21 protein-coding genes and 1 tRNA gene are annotated in these 23,026 nt (G+C 66.7%); 12 read left to right on the top strand and 10 right to left on the bottom strand.

Features of this window, described 5'->3' with window-relative positions:
• Positions 1-213 (top strand): hypothetical protein (locus Q0916_RS01695; RefSeq protein WP_299233482.1); only part of this gene is annotated, 213 nt, incomplete at its 5' end.
• A gap of 21 nt (positions 214-234) precedes the next feature.
• Here Q0916_RS01695 and Q0916_RS01690 read toward each other — a convergent pair.
• Entirely contained in the window at positions 235-2,748 is a 2,514-nt protein-coding gene (locus Q0916_RS01690) for a PAS domain S-box protein (protein WP_299233479.1), read from the bottom strand.
• 275 nt (positions 2,749-3,023) lie between these two features.
• Positions 3,024-3,641, bottom strand: coding sequence for a DsbA family protein (locus Q0916_RS01685; RefSeq protein ID WP_299233476.1), 618 nt, complete (start codon positions 3,639-3,641; stop codon positions 3,024-3,026).
• An 88-nt stretch (positions 3,642-3,729) separates the two neighbouring features.
• On the opposite strand from Q0916_RS01685, the gene Q0916_RS01680 reads away from it, so the two are divergent.
• Positions 3,730-4,446 (top strand): class I SAM-dependent methyltransferase, encoded by a 717-nt coding sequence (locus Q0916_RS01680; protein ID WP_299233474.1) that lies wholly within the window; start codon positions 3,730-3,732, stop codon positions 4,444-4,446.
• A 363-nt stretch (positions 4,447-4,809) separates the two neighbouring features.
• Here Q0916_RS01680 and Q0916_RS01675 read toward each other — a convergent pair whose 3' ends face one another.
• A complete protein-coding gene (locus Q0916_RS01675; RefSeq protein WP_299233472.1) occupies positions 4,810-5,874 on the bottom strand; it encodes a hypothetical protein in 1,065 nt (354 codons plus the stop codon).
• A gap of 656 nt (positions 5,875-6,530) precedes the next feature.
• Positions 6,531-6,712, bottom strand: a tRNA-Trp gene (locus Q0916_RS01670).
• 133 nt (positions 6,713-6,845) lie between these two features.
• Between Q0916_RS01670 and Q0916_RS01665 the strand changes: the two genes are divergently transcribed.
• Complete coding sequence (locus Q0916_RS01665) at positions 6,846-7,169, top strand: 2Fe-2S iron-sulfur cluster-binding protein (protein WP_299233468.1); 324 nt, start codon at positions 6,846-6,848, stop codon at positions 7,167-7,169.
• Here the strand turns inward: Q0916_RS01665 and Q0916_RS01660 are convergent.
• Together Q0916_RS01660 and Q0916_RS01655 are read right to left on the bottom strand one after the other, a co-directional pair.
• On the bottom strand, positions 7,166-7,390 hold the full coding sequence (locus Q0916_RS01660; RefSeq protein ID WP_299233465.1) for a DUF5795 family protein: 225 nt from the start codon (positions 7,388-7,390) through the stop codon (positions 7,166-7,168). The two genes, Q0916_RS01665 and Q0916_RS01660, sit on opposite strands and share 4 nt — an antisense overlap.
• 88 nt (positions 7,391-7,478) lie before the next feature.
• Positions 7,479-8,414, bottom strand: coding sequence for a DUF5794 domain-containing protein (locus tag Q0916_RS01655; protein ID WP_299233463.1), 936 nt, complete (start codon positions 8,412-8,414; stop codon positions 7,479-7,481).
• 464 nt (positions 8,415-8,878) lie between these two features.
• Here Q0916_RS01655 and guaB point away from each other — a divergent pair, with 464 nt between their 5' ends.
• From guaB to Q0916_RS01635, 4 genes are all read left to right on the top strand, one after another.
• Positions 8,879-10,357 carry an IMP dehydrogenase gene (guaB, locus tag Q0916_RS01650; RefSeq protein ID WP_299233460.1) on the top strand — a complete coding sequence of 493 codons (1,479 nt, stop codon included), beginning with the start codon at positions 8,879-8,881 and terminating at the stop codon, positions 10,355-10,357.
• Between the two features lie 79 nt (positions 10,358-10,436).
• Positions 10,437-10,592 carry a hypothetical protein gene (locus Q0916_RS01645; RefSeq protein WP_299233458.1) on the top strand — a complete coding sequence of 52 codons (156 nt, stop codon included), beginning with the start codon at positions 10,437-10,439 and terminating at the stop codon, positions 10,590-10,592.
• Between the two features lie 62 nt (positions 10,593-10,654).
• Positions 10,655-11,236 carry a peroxidase-related enzyme gene (locus Q0916_RS01640; RefSeq protein ID WP_299233456.1) on the top strand — a complete coding sequence of 194 codons (582 nt, stop codon included), beginning with the start codon at positions 10,655-10,657 and terminating at the stop codon, positions 11,234-11,236.
• Between the two features lies 1 nt (position 11,237).
• Entirely contained in the window at positions 11,238-11,396 is a 159-nt protein-coding gene (locus Q0916_RS01635) for a hypothetical protein (protein WP_299233454.1), read from the top strand.
• A gap of 36 nt (positions 11,397-11,432) precedes the next feature.
• Here Q0916_RS01635 and Q0916_RS01630 read toward each other — a convergent pair whose 3' ends face one another.
• Entirely contained in the window at positions 11,433-12,164 is a 732-nt protein-coding gene (locus tag Q0916_RS01630; protein WP_299233452.1) for a hypothetical protein, read from the bottom strand.
• Positions 12,165-12,398: 234 nt separating this feature from the next.
• Between Q0916_RS01630 and Q0916_RS01625 the strand changes: the two genes are divergently transcribed.
• Positions 12,399-13,247 (top strand): succinylglutamate desuccinylase/aspartoacylase domain-containing protein, encoded by an 849-nt coding sequence (locus Q0916_RS01625; RefSeq protein ID WP_299233450.1) that lies wholly within the window; start codon positions 12,399-12,401, stop codon positions 13,245-13,247.
• 2 nt (positions 13,248-13,249) lie between these two features.
• Here the strand turns inward: Q0916_RS01625 and Q0916_RS01620 are convergent, their stop codons facing one another.
• The 3 genes from Q0916_RS01620 to Q0916_RS01610 form a co-directional block, all read right to left on the bottom strand.
• Positions 13,250-13,696 (bottom strand): UPF0179 family protein, encoded by a 447-nt coding sequence (locus tag Q0916_RS01620; RefSeq protein WP_299233448.1) that lies wholly within the window; start codon positions 13,694-13,696, stop codon positions 13,250-13,252.
• 78 nt (positions 13,697-13,774) lie between these two features.
• Positions 13,775-14,539, bottom strand: coding sequence for an enoyl-CoA hydratase/isomerase family protein (locus Q0916_RS01615; RefSeq protein WP_299233446.1), 765 nt, complete (start codon positions 14,537-14,539; stop codon positions 13,775-13,777).
• Between the two features lie 31 nt (positions 14,540-14,570).
• The gene (locus Q0916_RS01610; RefSeq protein ID WP_299233444.1) at positions 14,571-14,960 is read right to left on the bottom strand and encodes a DUF5820 family protein; all 390 of its coding nucleotides are present in this window, start codon (positions 14,958-14,960) and stop codon (positions 14,571-14,573) included.
• A gap of 373 nt (positions 14,961-15,333) precedes the next feature.
• Between Q0916_RS01610 and Q0916_RS01605 the strand changes: the two genes are divergently transcribed.
• Genes Q0916_RS01605 through Q0916_RS01590 form a run of 4 tightly spaced genes read left to right on the top strand, consistent with a single transcriptional unit; the run spans position 15,334 to position 23,017 of the window.
• Complete coding sequence (locus tag Q0916_RS01605) at positions 15,334-17,406, top strand: PrkA family serine protein kinase (RefSeq protein WP_299233442.1); 2,073 nt, start codon at positions 15,334-15,336, stop codon at positions 17,404-17,406.
• A complete protein-coding gene (locus Q0916_RS01600) occupies positions 17,403-19,685 on the top strand; it encodes a PrkA family serine protein kinase (protein WP_299233441.1) in 2,283 nt (760 codons plus the stop codon). Before Q0916_RS01605 ends, Q0916_RS01600 begins: the two co-directional genes overlap by 4 nt.
• A 12-nt stretch (positions 19,686-19,697) precedes the next feature.
• On the top strand, positions 19,698-21,029 hold the full coding sequence (locus Q0916_RS01595) for a YeaH/YhbH family protein (RefSeq protein WP_299233440.1): 1,332 nt from the start codon (positions 19,698-19,700) through the stop codon (positions 21,027-21,029).
• Positions 21,026-23,017: a SpoVR family protein gene (locus Q0916_RS01590; protein WP_299233439.1), complete on the top strand. Its 1,992-nt coding sequence runs from the start codon at positions 21,026-21,028 to the stop codon at positions 23,015-23,017. Before Q0916_RS01595 ends, Q0916_RS01590 begins: the two co-directional genes overlap by 4 nt.
• The last annotated feature ends 9 nt before the right edge of the window (positions 23,018-23,026 follow it).

Here is a 23,026-nt window from a genome sequence, read left to right as displayed (position 1 = left end):
CTCAGGGACGACGGCTCGGTGATCGTGCTGTCGCTCGCTCCGGGGACGGTCGGCGTCAAGTGCGGGCTGACAGACGGGGAGGACCCGGTGACCGCGGTGCGGGAGAGCGACCGAGCGGCGACGACCGCCGGAACGCGGATCGAGGGCTGTGAGGGCGAGCTCCTCATCGCCGTCAACGAGGCGGGCGACGTCGAGATACTCGCCGAGCTGTGACTCGCCCCGCGTCGCCGGTCGCTACGCCCAGAGGAACTCGACGCCGGTGAACTCGATCCGGGCGCCGCCCTCGTCGCTTTCTGTCGCCCGGACCGCCCAGTCGTGGGCCTCGGCGATCCGCTGGACGATGCTGAGCCCGAAGCCGGTGCCCGACTCGTGCTCGGAGTAGCCGGCGTCGAAGACCTGCCCGCGGCGCTCTTCGGGGATCCCGGGGCCGTCGTCGGCGATAAAAAACCCTCCGTCGAGTTCGCCGACCGTGACCGTCACGTCGTCGCCGCCGTGTTCGATCGCGTTGCGGAGGAGGTTCTCGATCAGCTGTTTGAAACGCGACCGGTCGGCCTGGAGCGTCCGGTCGGTGTCGACGACGAACGCGGCCGACCCGGTTTCGACGTTCGTCCAACAGTCCTCAACGAGTGCGGCCAACTCGACGGTGTCGGTCGTCGTCTCCCGGTCGGCCCGGGCCAGCGCGAGGAGGCTCTCGATCAGCTCGAAGGCCCGCTGTAAGGAGTGGCCGGCCCGTTCGAGGTCGGGGTCCTCGGGGTGCGAGGACCGCGCCAACTCGAGGCTGCCCTGGACCACGTTGAGCGGGTTTCTGAGGTCGTGGCTCACGGCGCTCGCAAAGGTCTCGAGGCGTTCGGTCTGCCGTTCGCGCTCGCGTTCGCGCTGCGTCCGCTCCGTGATGTCGCGGACGACCCCGATCCGTTCGAGACCGTCGTCGCCCTCGCGTTCGATCAGCCGCAACTCGATGGGGACCGCGTCGCCGTCGGCGGTCCGGAGGTCGGTCTCGACGACGCCGACGTCAATGTCGCCGGCCTGGATCCGCTCGCGCGTCCGTCTCGCCCGAGCGATCGCCTGCTCGTCGGCCCACTCCTCGACCGTCGATCCGATAAGCGTCTCGCGGTCGACGCCTTTCATCGACGCGTAGCTCTCGTTGACATAGACGAACCGACCGGCGTCGTCGAGGACGTACACGCCGTCGTTTAGCTCCTCGAAGATCGTCTCGTAGCGCTCGAGTTCGCGCTCGCGTTCCGTTCGCTCGGAGACGTCCCGGGAGATCCCCACCGTGCCGGCGAACGCGCCGTCGTCGTCGAGAAGCGGGGCCGTCCGGATCTCGGTGGGGAACGTCTCTCCGTCCGCGGTGCGGTTCGTCGCCTCGAACTGCGCGACCCGCTTTCCGCTCGAGAGGAGCTCCCGGATGGCCGCCTCGCCGCGTTCGATGGCCGCCTCATCGAGTATTATCGAGGCGTGCTCGCCGAGCATCTCCTCGCGGCTGTACCCCGTTCGCTCGGTGAGCCACTCGTTGACCATCGTAAAGCGCCCCTCGGGGTCGAGGGCGTAGATCGCGTCGCCGGCCGCCTGGACGACCGTCCGGTAGCGCTGTAACTCCCGTTCGCGTTCCTTCCGCTCGGAGATGTCCCGTATCACGCCGGTCGAACCCCGCGCCCGGCCGTCGTCGTCCTCCAGGAGCGTGATCCGGACCTCCGTCGGGATCGGCTCGCCCGCTGCGGGGCGGAGGGTCTCCTCGTACTGCGCCGACGTCGCCTCCGTGGTGAGGAGTCTGCGGACCGTCTCGCGGCCGGTTTCGAGGTCGTCCTCGTCGAGCACCATCGAGACGTGTTCGCCGAGCAGCGCCTCGCGGCTGTACCCGGTCAACTCGACGTACCGGTCGTTGACCATCGTGTGGTTGCCATCGAGATCCAGCGCGTAGACGGCGTCGCCCGCGGCCTCGAGGACGCCCTCGTAGCGCTCGAGTTCGCTCTCCCGTTCGGCCCGCTCCGTGCCGTCCCGGACCGTACAGACCAGGTCGCCGCTCTCGGTCAGCGACACCGTGTGCAGTTCGGGAAACGTCGATCCGTCGGAGCGGACGCCCGTCGTCTCGCCCTGCCAGCGGCCCGTCTCCTCGACGGTCGGAATGACCGTCCCGCGGACGAAGTCGGTCTCGTCGTCGGGGGAGATCATCGACCAGTGCTCGCCGAGCATCTCCTCGGGCGCGTAGCCGTACAGCTCGGCGTAGGCCCGGTTGACGTAGACGAACTCGCCGTCGCGGTTGAGGATGCTGATCCCCTCCTGGGCGGTCTCGATCGCCTCGAGGTGTCGTTTCCGGGCGTCTTCGGCGCGGATCCGCGTGACCGCGTTGTGGATCTTGTTCGCGAGGAGTTCGTACTGGTCGGTGCCGGTCTCCTTCTGGAGGTAGTCGGTGACGCCGGCTGAGATCGCCTCGCTCGCGACGGCCTCGCTTCCCTTGCCGGTGTACAGGACGAACGGCAACTCCGGGCGGCGCTTGCGGACCGCCTCGAGGAACTCGATCCCGTCTTTTTTCGGCATGTCGTGGTCGGAGACGATACAGTCGACCTCGTTGTCCCGGAGGTGCGCCAGTCCACCCTCGGCGTCGGGGCGAGTCGCGACGGCGAGGCGGTCGTCGGCGCGTTCGAGAAACGTCGCCGCCGTCTCCGCGAACGCCTCGTCGTCGTCGACGTGCAACACGCGGATCTCCTCGGAGCCGGTCGCATCGGGCGGCAGTGAACTGGAAGCCATCGGGTATCACACTCCTGGAGGGAGATCCACAGAACGGGGTCTCGGGGCGGGGCAGTCGCGCGGATCGGTGCCGAACGGACCGCACGGGGGAACCCGCGGGGCCTCCGACGCGGCATCGCCGAACGCCCTCCGATCCGGACTGTGAGCCATACGGTCGGTTGCGGCCCGTTCCATTTTAATCACTCCGTTTGTTCGCGCCGGGGTCTCGGGGTCTCGATCGGGCCGTAGAGCCCCGCGCCGCGGCGCATCGTGGCGCTCGCCGGGCGTGCGACCCCTCATAGCCGCCCGTCGATCGCGTCCCGGATGCTCTGTGGGCCGGGATCGACGGACTCGGCGCCGACGAACACCGACGGCGTTCCGCTGACGTCCCACTGTTCGCCGAGGCTGCGGTCGGCGTCAAGCGCCTCGCGGTGCGTTCCGTCCTCGGCGGCCGTCCGCGCCGTCGCGCCGACGCCGGCGACCTCCTCGGCGACCGACTCGATGGCGTCGTAGGAGTACTCGCCCTGGAGGGCGAAGACGGCCGTCGAGAAGTCCCAGAAGGCGCCGTTGCCGGCCTCCTCGAAGACCGCCCGGGCGGCGCTGCCGACCGCGTAGGACCACGTCTCGTCGACCGGGATGGGGAAGTCGGCGTGGAGGTACCGGACGTCGCCCGGCTCGACGTACTGCTGGACGATGGTCGGTGCGACCTGCGCGTTGAACCGCCGGCAGTGCGGGCAAGCGAAGTCCTCGAAGACGGTGACCGTGACCGGCGCGGTCTCGTCGCCGCGCGCGGGGCGCTCGCCCGTGTCGATCCTCTCGGGGTCGATCCCGCCGTCGTCCGAACAGCCGGCGAGCGCGGCGGAGGCGGCCGCGGTGGCGGCGATAAATCCCCGCCGGGTTCGCGTCTCGTTCATACGTCCGGTAGGCTCCGGAGGGGATTAATACTTGTATGTCTGCGTTGTAGGGCTCTGTCGGCGCAGACTCGCCCGCACGACAGGAACGATGAAGGACGCGATCCGGCGGAACTTCGACGAGAGCCCGGGCGCGTACGCCCGGTACGAGGCCCTGACCGGCCGGTTCGGGGCGCTCGCCGAGCGGCTGTTGGAAGCGATGACCCGCCGGAGCACGGAGCCGGTGGGGACGGTTCTCGACGCCGGTTCGGGGACGGGGATCAGCGCCCGTCGGTTCCGGGCGTCCGGGGCGACGCCGACGGCGCTCGATATCAGCCGGGCGATGCTCGAGGCGAACCCGACCGCCGACCGCGTGCAGGGGGACTTCGATCGGTTGCCGTTCGGGGCGGACCGGTTCGACGCGGTCGCGTTCACCGCGTCGCTGTTCCTGACGCCGGACCCCGATCGGGCCGTCCGCGAGGCCCGCCGCACCCTCCGTCGGGGCGGTCCGGTCGGCGCCGTTGCGCCGCTCGGGTGGAGGACGGCCGACGGCGAGGACGTCTTCGGGTCGCTGCCGCGGGCGTCGCGTTCGCCGACCAACGCGTCGACCGTCGGTGCGGCCCTCCGGAAGCGCTTCGACGTCGAAACCGGCGTCTGGGCGTTCGAGACGACTCCGGAGGCGCTCCGGGCGTTCCATCGGGTCCCGGCGATGGCCGCCCGGCTGTACCCCGGTTCGGAGCCCGGAGAGCGGGTCGAACGGGCCGAGGCGCTGCTGGCGGACGTCGAGGGACCCCTCCGGCAGCGGTGGCGGTGGTTCGTCGGGGTCTGAGACTCGCGGCCGACGATGGAGCGTGCCAGGGGCCGGGATCGCCGGCAGCGCGGCTCCGGGTTTTGTTCGCATCTCATTTCGCGCTACTCGTGGGATTCATGTCATAAAAACAGCCACCGGGCTCGCGTCGAGGCTGTCGGCCGTCCGGTTTGGCGGAGCCGAGCGTCGGCGCTCGTATTCGGTTGCGTGTTTGTGTAGAAACGTGAAGCGCTCTGTTGAAATCCTCAGCAGCTAATACAAACGGCATGCTGAGCAGAGGGCACATCCCGGTCGCTATGTCAGCGCTTGTGTTCATCAGTAGTGCGCTGATCGCTGAGACCGGTCTCATACACAGCGGACTCCCCCGGCAACGACTCTGTTTTCCTACAGCGTAGTGAGCACAAGTTGCACCCCCTTTGGCAGAACGATCCCAATCAGTAACTGTGTCCACATCGCGAAGGTCGCTGGGTACTCCTTCGTGGAGGTTATGTTATCCATCCGCCGTTCGAGATCCGCGATGTGATCGCGTTCCGAGTCAGGGAGGCGGCGGTTCGTTATATCCCACGGCTGTTCAACAACCTCGCGGTATTCACGGTTCAGTTCCTGCAACTTTTCTGCCTTCTCCTGGCGCATGAAGCGATGGAAGACCCAGAGCCCGTATCCCATTACTGCTGCACCGGCCAACCAAGCAGTGGTGAACAGCCCGTTCACCAGCGGGCTAGGTTGAACAGGGGAATAAAATAGGTCTCCAAACAGTTGCGGTCCATAAACGAACAGCGCAAACGCGACAATGCCGAAGACGGTGTAATAGTACGAGTGTTTTACTAGTTCACCCACCGGCCGCAGACCGCCGAGTCTCTCCGGATCGAGGAAATCTAGTTCGAATTCAGACCGGTACAGTCGGCGTGGGAGTATCAGCTGGATGCCCAGATACGTTGCGATGAAATCTATGATGACAGAGGTATACACGAACGGTACTATAACGAGATTCCCGATAAGGCCAGTAGGCCCGTTGTTTGCAACGATAGTAGGAATCGTGATGAAATATATGGCGTTTATTATGATAACACCCGCGCTAAGTATAAAAAGCAGCCAGCGAACCCGTTTACTGACCAGGTTATCGAACTGTACTGCATCGCTCACACGCTGATTTATCTGTACTCTACTGAGAGCAGTTTGGTACCTGCGGCTCAACTCTCGGTTTATGTATAAGCCCGCAATCACCGCAACTGGAATAGCGAGCCAAAACGGGTTGTTGAAGACGGTCGCAGTCCTCCCGGTAAGTTGTTTAAATAGCTGTAAGAGAATGGTATCAACGAACAGTCCACACCCGACGAACAAGGTTGAGGGTGCTACGCTTATCGGAAGTTTAGAGGCGAGTTTCCCGAATCCGATAGCAACTGCAACATCGTCCAGCCATGTCCGCACCTCATTATCGGCTCCGCTCATACTATTTTGTAGACATATACTGGCTTAATATTTACTCAGGAATGACGGTATTATATTACGGCAACCGCATCAAGTGAAAGCAGGGCGGTCCCGAGCGTGACTGTCTCTGTGGGTAGTTCCGCCCAAGGGACTGAGAGGAAGTGCAGTGTCGCCTTCACCGACCAGAGGTAGTATTAGAATGTAGCCGGGTGTTGTCTCGCAAACTCTCTTCGCACGATCAGTGTACAGGGGTCGATGTTATTTGTCATATCATAAATCTGCGATGCCGGTTCTATCCTTGGTATTCAACAGGCACTCCGGATCGTGTCACCACTCAAACAGTTCAACAGAGCCGCGTAAGCGTGGATGTCTGAGTTTGTATGCGGTCCGGTCTGACCCCGGTTTGTGGCGCCCTTAGACCCCAACACGGAAAGAGAGCGGGTCGACGCAATCACAGACCGGGCAGAAAACGAACGTGAGAGTTTCACACCGAACAGCCGGTGGCGCGAGGCCGCACTCGAAGTCTTCGGGGAAACGTACAGACACGGCGGTGCTGGCGCACTAAACACAGATCGATGTCAGCGAATCGAGAATTTCGATCTCAGCCGCCATCACAGCGCGCCCCTAACATGCCGCAACCGGCCGTAAAACTCCACAGAAAAGCGTTATCCTCAGTATGGGGACGGAGGGATTTGAACCCCCGATCTACTGATATCTCCGGTGTCGCGCCTCGGGCCTCCAGAGGGTCGTCATCGCGAGCGCGGTGATCAGCCGGCCGCTCGGTATATCAGTCTGGAGTCTCGTCACCGGGCGCGTGGCCTCTGGAGTCAGCCGCCATGCCTGGCTTGGCCACGTCCCCGCGGAAAGCACTAACCCCGGGTTCGGTAAAAGGGGTTTCGGTTCGTCGAACCGACCCCCGGCGAAGCGGTGTCACCGGTCGCTTTCGGGGCCGGGGCGTGCGAACTTATGTCCGTGGCGGCCCAAGCGGGGATATGGAGCGGGTTCCGGTGACCGTCGTCGACGGCGACAGCGAGACCACGATTCGGGTGCCCTCGGGGACGGTGCTCCGGGACGCGCTGTGCGAGCACGGCTTTTCGGTGTACGGGAGCATCTCGCGGGTGGCGAACTGCGGCGGGCGGGGGCTCTGTGGGACCTGCGGCGTCCGCATCGAGGAGTCGGTGCCGGCGGCGGGGTACCACGACGCCGCGGCCAAGCGGTTCGGGTACCCCCGGCTCTCGTGTCGGATCGCGGTGACGGAGCCGCTGACCGTCGAGTTGATCGAGAAGGTGCTGTGGGGGCAGTTGCGCCCGGATTAGCGGTCGGTCTCGCTCCACCCGCAGTCCTGGCACTTATAACCCGTGACGAACTCCGTGACGCTCGGCATGTAGCCGACCGAGAGCACGTTCCCGTTGCACTCCGGGCACTCGCGGTCGGCGTCCTCGATCGCCTCGGCGTCCATGACGCCCTCGCCCTCGATCAGTTCCGCCAGCTTTCCCGGGGTCACCATGCGTCCCTCGACGACGCGGTTGTCGGCCATACCTAACGACCGGCGTCGAGGCTCCTAAGCCTGACCGTTGCGGCCACCTCCGGGAGGGCTGAAACGACCGGGACGGCTGAGGCGGTCCTCAGAGCCACGGCGCGCGATCGCCGTCGGAGACGCCGGGAGCGCCGGGGCCGTCCTCGCCGTCAGACTCGGGGTCGGGGTCGGATTCGGGATCCAGGTCGGACTCGGGGTCGGGACCGGGACCGGGCTCCTCGAAGTCGATCCCCTCGGCGGGCGGTTCCGGACCGCCGTCGGTCGCGGTCGGGGCGGCGGGGTCGATCGCGCCCTCGGGGTTGAACGCCAAAAGCGCCGTGACCGCGAGCACGACGAGCGCGAGCGGCTCCTCGCCGGTGATCGGTCCGACCTCGAGGATCGTCAGCGGCAACACGCCGAGCGCGACCGCGCTGCCGAACCGGAAGCGATCGATGTCGACGTTGCCGCGGAGCCACGGGCCCAACAGCGCAACGGAGAGCGCGAACCCGACGCCGACGACGGCCGCGCCCGTTCCGTACAGGACGTACACCGGCTCGGAGACGAACGCGAACTCGAAGCCGCCGGGGCGGAAGCTGCCGACGAGTCCGAGGGCGATGACGACGCTCGGTCGCGGGAGGTACTCCCCGAGGGTCGCGCTCGCGGTCTTCGCGGCGACCGCGAGGATCACGAGCGCGGCGAAGCGTCGGAAGATCTCCATGGCGAGCACCGACTCGATGGTCGGCGCGATCGCGGCCTGCAGCCCCGCGAGCGGCACGACGAGCGCCCCGACGAGCAGGACGTTCCGGGCGCGTTCGCGGCGGCTGCCCTCCATCTCGGCGAGGACGACGGCGAGCGTCGCGCTGCCGCCGAAGATGAGCAGGCCGACCTCGAGCATGCCGAGCAGCGACGAGACGGCCCCGGCGAGGACCAACGCCGCGAAGATGCCGTCCAAGAGCGGCAGGGCGAGGACGGTGCCGAGAAGCCGGGTCCCCTCGCCGACGTGACGCTCTAAGCGTAGGGCGACCGGGTGGCGGGACGTGCTCATCCGTCAGAGCGGATGCCCCTCACCGTAGGACCGGCGGTGACGACGGCGATACCCACCAGGACGGTCGCGTCCGAACCGTTTGGGGGCGTTCTCCGCGTTTTTTGTCCGCATCGCGAATGTAAACAGGGTGCCGGTGTCGAGGCTGTGCTCGCCGGCGGTGCGCTGTGCGATGGGACTGGCGGAGTCCATACCGAAACGGAGCACCGGGCGAGTGATAAAACTTGTGCGGGGGGCGGCCCCATGGTATCGACGAACAGTCACCGAAGCCGCGTGTTAGTGGGCGAACCGGCGGAATGCCCGTCTCGATCCGACGATGTTTGGGTTTGTCGCCGGTCGAGGGGATCAGTCCACCGACGGACGGACGTGTTCATCGAGGGGTTCGGGCGGGCGGTTTCCCGGCGGCGCGAGGCCGGGTCCGACCGCGTTCTCGCAACGTTTTTGGCTCGGGACGCCGGATCCTTCACATGGCGAGCGACGACGTCTTCTCAGAGAAACTGCGCGTGCCCGAGGCGCTGACGTTCGACGACGTGCTGCTCCGCCCCAAGGAGAGCCGCGTCGAGCCGGACGACGCCGACATGCGGACGCGGGTGTCGACGAACGTCACGCTCAGCGTGCCGGTGCTGTCCGCGGCGATGGACACCGTGACCGAGGCCGAGTTGGCGGTGGAGATGGCGAGACAGGGCGGGATGGGCGTTCTCCACCGAAACATGTCCGTCGAGGAGACGGCCGAGGGGGTCGAGGAGGTAAAACGGGCCGACGAGCTCATCATCCGCGACGTGGTGACCGCCTCTCCCGAGCAGACGGTCCGGGAGGTCGACCGGATGATGGAACGGGAGGGCGTTTCGGGCGCGCCGGTCGTCGACGAGGACGACGCCGTCCTCGGGATCATCTCGGGGACCGACATCAGACCGTACCTGGAGGTCGGCGAGTACGACGCGGTCCGGGAGGCGATGACCGACGAGGTCATCACCGCGAGCGAGGACGTCACGCCGCGGGCGGCCCTGGAGTTGATGTACGAACACCGGATCGAGCGCGTCCCGATCGTCGACGACGAGAACCGCCTGACGGGCCTCGTTACGATGGCCGGCGTCCTCGCCCGCCGGGAGTACGACGACGCGGCGAGAGACGACGACGGCGCGTTGGTCGTCGGCGTCGCCGTCGGACCATTCGAGACCGATCGCGCGCGAGCGGCCGACGAAGCCGGCGCGGACGTCGTCTTCATCGACTGCGCCCACGCGCACAACCTCGACGTCATCGACTCCGCGCGCGAGATCGAGGCGGAGATCGACGCCGACGTCGTGGTCGGCAACGTCGGCACCGCCGAAGCCGCCGAGGCCGTGGTCGGGTTCGCCGACGGGATCAAGGTCGGTATCGGCCCCGGGTCGATCTGTACGACCCGGATCGTCTCGGGCGCGGGGATGCCCCAGATCACCGCCGTCGCCGAGGTCGCGGACGTGGCCGATCGACACGGCGTGCCCGTGATCGCCGACGGCGGGATCCGGTACTCGGGGGACGCGATCAAGGCCATCGCCGCCGGGGCCGACGCCGTCATGCTCGGGTCGTACTTCGCCGGGACCGACGAGGCGCCCGGGCGGATCGTCACGATGAACGGCAAGCGCTACAAGCAGTACCGCGGCATGGGCTCGGTCGGCGCGATGAACGACGGCGGCGGGGACCGCTACCTGAAAGACGAGGCCGAAGACGAGGAGTTCGTCCCGGAGGGCGTCGAGGCTGCGACGCCGTACAAGGGACCGCTCTCCTCGGAGCTACACCAACTCGTCGGCGGGATGCAGTCGGGGATGGGGTACGTCGGCGCCGAGACGATCCCGGAGTTCAAGGAGCGAAGCGAGTTCGTCAGGGTGTCCTCGGCCGGGCAGACCGAGAGCCACGCCCACGACGTGGTCATCACGGACGAGGCGCCGAACTACAGTCCCGACAACTGATCGAACGGTCGGGGCGGGGTCGCGCCGGGGTCCCGCCGGCGAGCGGAGGCGTTAACAGGTCCTCGTCCGAAGGCGACCCATGATCCCCCCGGTCGTCGTCGACGCCGCCCGGAGCGTCCTCGAGGCGTTCGGCCCGTTTCTCATTCCGGGCGTCGTGTTCATCTGCGGGGTCGTCGGGTATCTGTTTCTCTACGCCATCGGCCGGTACCGCGGCGACGATTACAGTTCACGATAGCCGACGGCGGAGCGCACGCGGCGGGGAATGAACTATACGTTCACCCGGCGAAGCGGCGTGGCATGAACGACGACGCCATGGGACGGTTTCCCGTGCCCGACAGGAGCGAGATGCCCGAGGACGTCCGCGAGCGCATCGACGAGGAGACAGAGCGGGCGGGGTTTACGCCGAACGTCTTCGCAGCGTTCGCGTACAAGCCGAGCCACTTCCGGGCGTTTTTCGCGTACCACGACGCCCTGACCGAGGACACGACGCTGGCCCGCGAGGAGGTGGAGATGCTCGTCGTCACGGTCTCGGGCGTCAACGACTGTCTGTACTGCGTCGTCGCCCACGGCGCGCTGTTGCGGATCTTCGCCGACGCGCCGAAACTCGCCGACCAACTCGCGACGAACCACCGAAGCGCGGACCTCTCCGAGCAGCACCGAACGATGCTCGACGTCGCCGTCGAACTCACAGAGTCCCCTGGAGACGTCGACGGCGAGGCGATCGATCGGCTCCGCGCGGTCGGGTTCTCCACCGAGGAGATCTGGGACATCGCGAGCGTGGTCGCCGTGTTCAACCTCTCGAACCGGATGGCGACGTTCGCCGACATCCGCCCGAACGACGAGTTTTACGCGATGGGGCGCGGTCAAAAGAGCGACTGACATGGAGTCCGACACCACCACCCGGTACGCGAACGACGACGGCGAGGAGCTGTCGTTCGCACAGATCGCCTTCGCGTCGGCGAAGGACCCGAGCGTCACCGTCGAGGAGACGGCCGAGGGCTACCGGGTCGACGGCGAGGAGTTCACGCCAGTCCGCTGATAAAATACCCCCTGTCGGCTCCGGTTCGCTCGCGCGTTACGGCTCGGTGTCGCCCGTTTTCGTATCGTCGTCGTCCGCGTTCGCATCGCTGTCGGCGTCGTCGACGTTGTCCCCGGCTTCGGCGGCGCGCACGCCAACCGAGTCCGTCGCGCTCACGCCGACGTCGTCGGGGTCGGAGTCGCCCACGGCCTCGTCGACCTTCCGTTCGACCGTTTCGTCGACCGTCTTCTCGACGGTCTCCTCGACGGTCTCGCCGACCTTCTGTTCGACCGTCTCGTTCACCGCCTTCTCGACCGTTTCGTCGACCGTCTTCTCGACGGTCTCCTCGACCGTCTCACCGACCGCCTTCTCGACCGTTTCCCCGACCGTCCCGGAGACCTCCTCGGTGACGGTCTCGCCGACCTCGGCAGCCACGCCGTCAACCTCCTTGCTCACCGTGTCGCCGACCGTCTTTTCGACCTGCGCTTCGACCTCCTTGCTCACCGTGTCGCCGACGGTCTCCCCGACCGTCTCCCCGACGGTCTCCTCGACCTCCTTGCTCACCGTGTCGCCGACCGTCTTTTCGACCTGATCGGCGACCTGCCGCGTCATCCACTCCGGGTCGTACCGCGACATCTTCCAGACGATGTGGATGACGTAGGAGACCAACACGCCGAGCCCGAATGCGATGCCGACGGCGGTCCCCTCGACGAAGATGACGAGGATGGCGACGAGGATCGCCAGCCCGTAGGCGAGATCGACGATCGAGTCGATGCGTCCCGGTTTCATCCGTGTCCCCTCCGTCCCACGGGTCGCGTCGGCGGTCTGCCGGTGTCGTTCATGTCTCGGGTTCGTAGCCGAGACGGGAATACCCGTTCATTCCCGACCGCGGCCGCTGGGTTCGGTCGTCGGGTTCGGCTGTCGTGCCCGGCCGTCTCGGGTGCGGGCGAGCGTCTCGTTTTGTCCTCGCGTCACGTCCCGAAACGGGGAGTTCATACCGGCGGCGGCGCTAATCGGCGGTAGATGCGCGTCGAGACGCTGGGCGGAGGCGAGCCCGAGGTCGCTATCGTCGGCGGGATCCACGGCGACGAGCCCTGCGGGTCGATCGCGGTAGAGACGCTTCTCGAAGCCGACCTCGACGTCGAGCGGCCGGTCAAACTCGTCGTCGCCAACGAGAAGGCCCGGGCGCAGGGCGTCCGGTACGTCGAGGAGGATCTCAACCGGGCGTTCCCCGGGTCGCCGGACGCCGACACCCACGAGGGGCGGCTGGCGCACGAACTGCTCGACGAGATCCGCGGCTGTGAAGTCCTCTCGTTGCACTCGACGCAGTCCCACGAGGCGCCGTTCGCGCTCGTCGACGAACTCGACGGGTTCGGGAGGGCCGTCTGCCCGTATCTCTCCGTGGAGGCCGTCGTCGAGACGGCCGCCTACAGCGACGGGCGGCTGATCGCGTACCCCGACGTGATCGAACTTGAGTGCGGGCTGCAGCGCTCCTCGGAGGCCGCCGACAACGCGGTCCGGCTCGCGCGGGAGTTCCTCGTCGCCGTCGGCGCCCTCTCCGGCGAAGGCGAGTCGCCGTGGCGTCGGCCGCTCTCGGTCTTCCGGCTCGATGAGCGGATCCCGAAGCCGGAGGGCGAGCGCTACGAGGTCTTCGTCGAGAACTTCGAGCGCGTCGCCGAGGGCGATCGCTTCGCCGCCGCCGACGGCGAGGCGCTCGTCGCCGAGGCCCCCTTCTATCCGGTGTTGTTATCGGCGTACGGCTACCGGAACGTGTTCGGGTACGCCGGCAGCCTCGTCGGTCGACTCGACGGGGAGCCCTCGGAGGGAACGGGCGCCGAACGGACGGCCCGGACCAACTCCGGAGGCGGGTGAACTCACTCCGAGCCGGGGGCGAACTCGACGAGCGTCAGGTCCCGATCGAGCATGCAGTGTTCGTGCGGCGGGTCGCCGACGACCTCGGAGATCCGGTACTCCGTGTCGAACTCGGCCCCGGCCGGTTCGCAGAACTCGTGGCTCGGACACTCGGTGTACGGACAGCTCCCCTCTAAGGCCGCCTTGCTGCCCGCGTAGGCGGCGTTGGACGCGACGTTCGCCGCCACCGGGGCGGGTTCGACCTCGACGGCCGTGACGCCGGTCGCGTGGACCGCACACTCGAGCGTCCCGGACTCGCGGGTTCCGGTCACGCGGTACCGCCGGCCGACGCTGAGGTTCAGACACTGCTCGCGGTAGGGACAGCCCTCACAGGCCGTCGATTCCCCCTCGTAGACGAACTCCGTTCCCACCTCCGCGAGCGTCTCGCCGATCAGCGTGACCTTCGACATACGCCCTGTTCCCTCGGTAGCGTGTTAAGCCCGTCGTCGCCCCGGGGCTGTGTCGGCTCCCGTCGGACTCGCCGGGCGCTACCGGAACTCCGGTTCGCGGTCCTCAACGAAGGCGGCCATCCCCTCGCGTTGGTCCGGCGTTCCGAACAGCCCGGCGAAGGCGCGTTTCTCGTACTCGAGGCCGCCGCGGTCGCTGTAGGCCTGTGCGATCGCGCCCTTCGCGGCCCCCATCGCGAAGGCGGGCTTGGCGGCGAGTTCGGCGGCGAGTTCGGCCGCCCGCTCGTCGATCTCGTCGTCGGGGACGACCTCGCCGAACAGCCCCTCGTCGGCGGCCGTTCCCGCGTCGAGGCGCTCGCCGAGGTAGATCATCCGCTTTGCGGTCTCCTCGCCGACGAGACGCGGAAGGCGCTGGGTCCCGCCCCACCCGGGGATGATGCCGAGATCGATCTCGGTGTTGCCGATCAGCGCCGACTCGCTCCCGATGCGGAGATCGCACGCCATCGCCACCTCGCAGCCGCCGCCGAAGGCGTACCCGTCGACGACGGCGAGCGTCGGGGCCGGGAACCCCTCGAGGCGGTCGGTGACGCCGTGGCCGAGTTCGCCCCACGCTTGGGCCTCCGCCGTCGAGAGGTCCCGCATGTACTTGATGTCGGCGCCGGCCATGAACGCGTCGCCGGCCCCCCGGACCACCAGGACGCGGGCGTCGCCGGCCTCCGCCTCGTCGATGGCGTCTCGCATCCCCTCCAGGGTCTCGACGTTCAGCGCGTTGAGCGCCTCGGGCCGGTCGACTGTCATCGTCGCGACATCGTCGCTCCACTCGAGTTCGACGGTTTGATCGGACATGCGAGGCGGTTCGGACGGGCGCTCGATAAAGCTACTCCCGGCCGGTCAGCGCGTCGAGCGCGTCGAGGTACGCCTCGCGCTCGAGTTGGTACAGCGACCGGTAGTCGATCTCACCGGCAGCGAACGCCCGGGTGAGGCGCTCTGTGGCCGCGACCGCCTCCTCGCGGGTGTCGTACGCCTCGGGCGTGCGGTCGATCTCGGGCTCCAACCGCAGCCGAACGAGCCAGGGGGCGTCCGACGGGAGGTTCCGGTTTCCCTCCGGACGGCGGGTTCGTCGCCCCCGGGAGACGTACACCGTCGGCAGACACGCCGCGGGGAACGAGGACTCCTCGAAGACATCGGGGCGGTAGACGGCGATGCCCCGGTCGTCCGTGGCGTTCCAGACCGTCCACCCCTCCCCCAGGGTCGCCTCCGAGAGCATACCGGCCGCTCGGGTGCCGGGCGTATCAGTGTCCCGGTGGCGGTGGCGGCGGCGGCGACGGCGACCGGGTCCGGGGCTCGCGGGGCAGAGACGCCGGACGGACCGAAGCGGCCACGGGACGGAGAGGCCTCGACCGACACCGCGACCGCGGGGTGATCCCCACGTCGTGTGGCGATTCGGGGAAGGGTTTTTACGTCTGTGGCACTCCTATATAATATAGTATCGGTATCGCTGTCATGTCACACCGCACCTCGACACGCCGAGGACGCCCGTTTCGGAGCGCCGAGCGAGACGGTTTGACGTGTCACGGTACCGCGATAGCGGCACGCCCGGGCCGGCCGGGTGGAACGCCCAGTGCGTCTCCGTACACAGAATGAGCGACATGGAAACCCTCGAAGAACTCAGCAAGGAGTATCGGAACACGATCCCCTCGGATCTCCGCCGGACGCGGTCGTTCCAGTGGTATCTCGAGGAGCTATACGAGAGCCCGAAGATCGCTCGCAACGCCCACCAGCGCGTGGCCGACATGTTCGACTACTACGGCACCTCCTACGACGAGGAGGCCGGCGTCGTCGAGTACGATCTCGCGGCGGCCGATCCCCTCGGGGACGGCGAGAACACGTTCTACGGGCGGGTCATCCACGAGGCGATCCACGAGTTCACGAACAAGGTGAAGTCCGGAGCCCGCGGGCTCGGGCCCGAAAAGCGGATCAAACTCCTGCTCGGGCCGGTCGGGTCCGGGAAGTCCGATTTCGACCGCCAGGTCCGGCGGTACTTCGAGGACTACACGACCCGCGAGGCGGGCCGGATGTACACCTTCCGTTGGACCAGCCTCTGTGACGTCATCCCGGATCAGGACCCCGCCGACGACGTCGTCCGGTCGCCGATGAACCAGGACCCGATCGTCCTGTTGCCGCTCGAACAGCGCGAGCGCGTCGTCGAGGACATCAACGAGCGGCTGGACGCGCCCTACACGATCCGCAACGAGCAGGCGCTCGATCCGGCCAGCGAGTTCTACATGGACTCGCTGTTGGAGCACTACGACGACGACCTGCAGGCGGTGTTGGAGAACCACATCGAGGTGATCCGGCTCATCGCCGACGAGAACAAGCGCCAGGCCGTCGAGACGTTCGAGCCGAAGGACAAGAAGAACCAAGACGAGACGGAGCTGACGGGCGACGTCAACTACTCGAAGATCGCCGTCTACGGCGAGAGCGACCCGCGTGCGTTCGACTACTCCGGCGCGTTCTGCAACGCCAATCGCGGGATCTTCTCCGGCGAGGAGCTTCTGAAGCTCCAGCGGGAGTTCCTCTATGACTTCCTGCACGCCTCCCAAGAGCAGACGATAAAGCCGAAGAACAACCCCCGGATGGACATCGACCAGGTCATCGTCGGGCGGACAAACATGCCCGAGTACCGCGACAAGAAGGGCGACGAGAAGATGGAGGCGTTCAACGACCGGACGAAGCGGATCGACTTCCCGTACGTCCTCCAGTACGAGGAGGAGGCGGAGATCTACCGGAAGATGCTGAACAACGCCGACGTGCCCGACATCCACGTCGAGCCGCACACCCTGGAGATGGCGGGGCTGTTCGGCGTCCTGAGCCGGATCGAAGAGCCCGACAGCGGGACGGTCTCGATCGTACAGAAGGCCAAGGCGTACAACGGCGAGATCGACGAGAGCGAGGACATCGATGTCAAGAAGCTCCGCGACGAGGGCGCCGAAACCGCCGACATCGGCGAGGGCATGGACGGTGTTTCGCCGCGCTTTATCGGCGACGAGATCGCCGAGGCGATCATGGACTCGATGCACCGCGAGCGGATGTTCCTCTCGGCGCTGACCGCGTTCAACCACATCGAGGAGAACCTCGAGAACCACGGGTCGATCCCCGAGGAGAACTTCGAGACGTACTACCGCTATCTCGAGTTGGTCCGCGAGGAGTACAAAGAGCGGGCGATCGAGGACGTCAGACACGCGCTGGCGTACGATCTCGACGAGATCCAGCGGCAGGGCGAAAAGTACATGGACCACGTCATGGCCTACATCGACGACGACACCGTCGAAGACGAGATCACGGGGCGCGAACAGGAGCCCGACGAGACGTTCCTCCGGGCCGTCGAGGAGAAGCTCAACGTTCCGGCCGACCGGAAGGACGACTTCCGACAGGAGGTCGCAAACTGGGTCAGCCGCCGGGCCCGCGAGGGGGAAACCTTCGAGCCACAGGACAACGACCGCCTCCGCCGGGCGCTCGAGCGGAAGCTGTGGGAGGACAAGAAACACAACATCAACTTCTCGGCGCTCGTCTCCAGCGGCGAACTCGACGACGACGAAAGAAACGCCTGGATCGAGGCCCTAGAGGAGCAGGGCTACAGCACCGAGGGGGCAAAGGAGGTGCTCGAGTTCGCCGGCGCCGAGGTCGCAAAGGCCGAGATGGAGTCCGAATGACCGCCGAGGACTACGTCGCGCGGGCCGACGACGCCCTCCGGGAGACGTACGAACCGCCGATGGGGATCGAGGCGTACGTCGAGGAGATCTTCGAGAACCCGACGTCGGCCGCACACGCCTCGAAGTACCTGCTGTCGGCGATCGAGGCCGCCGGCACCCGGACCGTCGTCGAGGAGGGCGAGCGCAAGCAGCGGTACCGGTTCTTCGACGACCCCCACAACGACGGCGAGCACGCCATCCTCGGCAACACCGAGGTGCTGAACGCCTTCGTCAACGACCTCCGGTCGATCGCCGCCAGACGCGGCAAAGAGGAGAAGATCCTGTGGCTGGACGGCCCGACGGCGACCGGAAAGTCCGAGCTCAAGCGGTGTCTCATAAACGGCCTCAGGGAGTACTCGAAGACCGACGCCGGCCGCCGCTACACCGTCGAGTGGAACGTCGCCGGGGCCGGCGACGACGCGTCGCCGGGGATGACCTACGGGGACGGCGCGCGGATCGACGAGGACGACTGGTACCCCTCGCCGGTCCAATCGCACCCGCTGTCCGTGTTCCCGGGGACGGTCCGCGAGGAACTGCTCGCGGATCTGAACGCCGAGTTGGACGACCACATACCGATCCACCTCGACGCCGGGCTCGACCCGTTCAGCCGGGAGGCCTACGACCACCTAGAGGAGCAGTACCGCAGGGAGGGCGTCGAGGAGCTGTTTTCGGCCGTCGCCGACGAGCGGCACCTCCGGGTGAAGAACTTCATCGTCGACGTCGGCCAAGGGATCGGCGTCCTCCACAGCGAGGACGACGGCTCGCCCAAAGAGCGTCTCGTCGGCTCGTGGATGGCGGGCATGTTACAGCAGCTCGACTCGCGGGGCAGAAAGAACCCGCAGGCGTTCAGTTACGACGGGGTGCTCTCGCAGGGCAACGGCCTGTTGACGGTCGTCGAGGACGCCGCCCAGCACGCCGACCTGCTGCAGAAGCTTCTGAACGTCCCCGACGAGGGCGCCGTCAAGCTCGACAAGGGGATCGGGATGGACATCGACACCCAGATGATCATCATCTCGAACCCCGACCTCGAAGCGCAGCTGAACCAACACGCCGAGCGCGAGGGGTCGGACCCGCTGAAGGCGCTGAAGCGGCGGCTCGACAAACACGAGTTCACCTATCTGACGAACCTCTCGCTGGAGGCCGAACTCGTCCGGCGGGAGCTGACGAACGAGACGGAGATCTGGGAGACCGAGAGCTACGAGGAGCTGGCCGAGAAGATACGCGAACCGCTCGTCATTTCGGTCCGTCGCTCGGACGGCACCGTCCGGGACCGGGAGCTCGCGCCGCACGCGGTCGAGGCCGCGGCGCTGTACGCCGTCGGAACGCGGCTCGACGCCGAGACGCTGCCGCCCGGGTTGGACCTCGTCGACAAGGCGCTCGTCTACGATCGGGGCTACTTGCAGGACGGCGACGAGCGCCGGTACAAAGACGAGTTCGACTTCGGGGATCCCGCGGAGGGCGACGGCGGGATCCCGGTCACGTACACCCGCGACGTCATCGCGGACCTCCTCCACGAGGAGACGGACAGACACCACGCGGACCTCGACGTCGGCAACGTCATCATGCCCCGGGACGTGCTGAACGCGATGGCAGAGCGCCTCGACGACGCGCCGGTGTTCTCGCCGAACGAGCGGACCGAGTACGAAAACCGGCTCGTCCCGATCAAGAACTACGTGTTCGGCCAACAGGAGTCGGACGTGATCGACGCGGTCATGCGCGACAAACGCGTCGACGAGGAGACCGTCGAGGAGTACATCGAGCACGTGTACGCGTGGGTCGAGGGACAGACGATCGAGAACGACCGCGGAGAGGCCGTCGAGCCGGACCCGCTGAAGATGAAGGTCTTCGAGATCGAGCACCTCGGCCGGTTCGACGAGTCCGACTACGAGGGGACCGACCCGACGGAGGGCGTCGAGGCGTTCCGCGGCGAGAAGGTCATCACGGCGCTGAACCGCCACGCGTGGCGGAACCGCGACGAGGACTTCCGGGTGTCGGACGTCGATCCCCGCGAGATCCCCGTCATCGAGACGGTGTTGGGGAGCCACGACTGGGACGACGTCCGCCGGACCTACGAGGACTTGGATCCGACGCAGTGGGCGGATCCGCCCTCGGGAACGGAAACCGAGAGCGTAAAACGGCGAACGATCGAGAACATGCGGGAGCTGTTCGGGTACTCGGCGGCCTCCGCCGAGTTGACAAGCAGACACGTCATGAGCCAGGTGAGCTACCGATGGGACTGAGCGAGGTGAACCATGGGGCGTAAGGACGACCTCGAGCGCTACCGCGAGGTCGGCGAGGCGAAGCGACAGGACCTCTCCGAGTTCATCCAGTACGGCGACCTCGGGGACTCGAGGCCCGACGAGGTGAAGGTGCCGATCAAGATCGTCGATCTCCCGTCGTTCGTCTACGATCCCCGCGACATGGGCGGGGTCGGGCAGGGCCAGGGCGGCACGCCCGACGTGGGCGATCCGGTCGGCGAGCCCGAGGAGGGGGCGGCCGACGGCGACGAGGACGGCGACGGCGAGGAGCCGGGCGAGGAGTCCGGCGAGCACGAGTACTACGAGATGGATCCCGAGGAGTTCGCCCGCGAACTCGACGAGGAGCTCGGGCTCGATCTCGACCCCAAGGGCAAGAAGGTGATCGAGGAGAAGGAGGGCGACTTCACCGACATCACGCGGAGCGGCCCCGCGAGCACGCTGGATTTCGAGCGGCTGTTCAAAAAGGGGCTCAAGCGGAAACTGGCGATGGACTTCGACGAGTCCTACGTCGAGGAGGCCCTCCGGGTCGAGGGGTGGGGTCCCGCGACCGTCTTCGAGTGGGCCCGCGGCGAGCACGTCCCCGTCTCGCGAGCGTGGATAGACGACGCCTACGAGTCGATCCCGCGCTCGGAGCGCTCGCGGTGGGACTCGATCGAGGAGATGGAGGCGAACGTCGAGCGCGAGCCGACGGCCGCCCGGATCCGCCGGGACGGCATCGACCAGGTCCCGTTCCGCAGCGACGACGAGCGGTACCGCTACCCCGAGATCATCGAGGAGCGCGAAAAGAACGTTGTCGTCATCAACATCCGGGACGTCTCGGGGTCGATGCGGGAGGCCAAACGCGAACTCGTCGAGCGGACGTTCACGCCGCTGGATTGGTATCTCACCGGGAAGTACGACAACGCCGAGTTCGTGTACATCGCCCACGACGCCGACGCCTGGGAGGTCGAACGCGAGGAGTTCTTCGGCATCCGGAGCGGCGGCGGCACGCGGATATCGAGCGCCTACGAGCTGGCCGCGGAGGTCCTCGAGGCGGAGTACCCCTGGGCGGAGTGGAACCGGTACGTCTTCGCGGCCGGGGACTCGGAGAACTCCTCGAACGACACCGAACAGCGCGTCATCCCGCTGATGGAGGAGATCCCGGCGAACCTCCACGCGTACGTCGAGACGCAGCCGTCGGGCAACGCGATCAACGCGACCCACGCCCAGGAGATCGAAGAGCACTTCGGCCGGGACTCGAACGTCGCCGTGGCCTACGTTCAGGGCCCCGACGACGTGGTCGGGGCGATCGACACCGTTCTGAGCACGGAGGACGACGACACATGAGCACGGACGACAGGATCCACAAACAGCGCATCGCCGACGGGCTCGAGGAGCCGACGCGGGAGGCGAACGAACTCGCGCGGAAGCTCGGGCTCGATCCCTTCGACGTGAACTACTGGATCGTCGACTACGACGAGATGAACGAGCTCATCGCCTATGGCGGGTTCCAGCAGCGGTACCCCCACTGGCGGTGGGGGATGAAGTACGACCGCCAGCGGAAACAGAGCCAGTTCCTCGGCGGCAAGGCCTTCGAGATCGTCAACAACGACGATCCCTCGAACGCCTTCCTCCAGGAGTCGAACGAACTGGCCGACCAGAAGGCGGTCATCACCCACGTCGAGGCCCACGCCGACTTCTTTAAGAACAACGAGTGGTTCCGGATGTTCGGTACGTCCCCGGAGGCAGCGGCGATGCTCGAGCGCCACGCCGACGCGATCGCCGAGTACATGGACGACCCGGAGGTCTCTCGGGAGGACGTCGAGGAGTGGATCGACCACGTCCTCTGTCTCGAGGACAACATCGACCAACACCAGCCGTTCGCGACCGCCGAGGAGTGGCGCGACGAGTCGCCGACGCCCGACGACATCGACGAGAAGCTCGACGAACTCGAGCTCTCCGAGGAGGTCAGACGCGAGGTGTTCGACGAGGAGTGGCTCGACTCGGTGGACGACGAGGAGGGAGGGCCGACCTTCCCACCCAGCCCCGAGCGGGATCTCCTGGCGTTCCTGACGAGCCACGGCAAGGCGTACGACGGCGACTCCGGGCGGGCCATCGAGTACGAGGAGTGGCAACGGGAGATCTTGGAGCTGTTGCGCAAGGAGGCGTACTACTTCGCGCCACAGAAGATGACGAAGGTCATGAACGAGGGGTGGGCGGCGTACCACGAGTCGCGGATGATGGCCGACGAGAACTTCGCGGCCGCCGACGAGTTCCTCTCGTACGCGGATCACATGGCGCAGGTGCTCGGGTCGCCGGGGTTGAACCCGTACAAGCTCGGCTTCGAGCTCTGGCAGTACGTCGAGAACCGCCGGAACCGCCGGGAGGTGATCGAGCACCTGCTCCGCGTCGAGGGCGTGAGCTGGCGGAACTTCAACGACACCGTCGATCTCGATTCGGTGTTGGGGCTGCTGGAGCCGGATCCGGTCGTGCGGGACCCCGTCGGACACCTCGAGGAGCTCGATCCGGACGATCCACGGATCGACGGCGAAACGCTCGCTCGGGCCCGGGATCCCGACGACGATGTCGACGTGGAGACGTACCCCTGGAAGCTCCTGACCTACGAGGGGCTCGCGGAGAGACACTACTCGCTTGTCAAACGCGAGCACCGCGGGTTCCTCAAGCGGGTGACCCAAAACGAGCTCGAACGGACGGCGCGGTACCTCTTCGACACCGAGCGCTACGACTCCGTCGAGGCGGCGATCGAGGCGGTCGACAGGAGCGCCGGCTGGAACCGGATGTTCGAGATCCGCGAGAGCCACAACGACGTGACCTTCCTCGACGCGTTTCTCACCGACGAGTTCGTCGAGAACAACGACTACTTCACCTACGAGTACACCCACACGACGGACGACTTCAGGGTCACGTCGACAGACGCCGCGGACGTCAAAAAGAAGCTCATGCTCCGGTTTACGAACTTCGGGAAGCCGACGATCGCCGTCAAGGACGGCAACTTCCGAAACCGGAACGAGCTGCTCTTGATCCACCAGTACAACGGCGTCCAACTCGATCTCACGGAGGCCAGACAGACGCTCGAGCGCGTCTTCGAGCTCTGGGGGCGGCCGGTCGCGCTGAAGACGATCGTCAAGGAGTTCGACGAGCACGACGTCGAGGTCGCCCGCAGACGCGACAGCGAGCCGGAGCCGACCGAACAGGGGAAGCTCATCCGCTTCGACGGCGAGCGCTTCGAGGAGGAGGACCTCGACGACGCGGCGATCGAGGAGATCGCGGCCTCGGGGCTGGACTACGACACGAAGCCCGACGAGTGGCTGTAGGGGCGGTGG

It is taken from the genome of Natronomonas sp. (genome assembly GCF_028274965.1).
GTDB lineage: Archaea > Halobacteriota > Halobacteria > Halobacteriales > Haloarculaceae > Natronomonas.
This window is presented reverse-complemented; position numbering and strand designations above follow the sequence as displayed.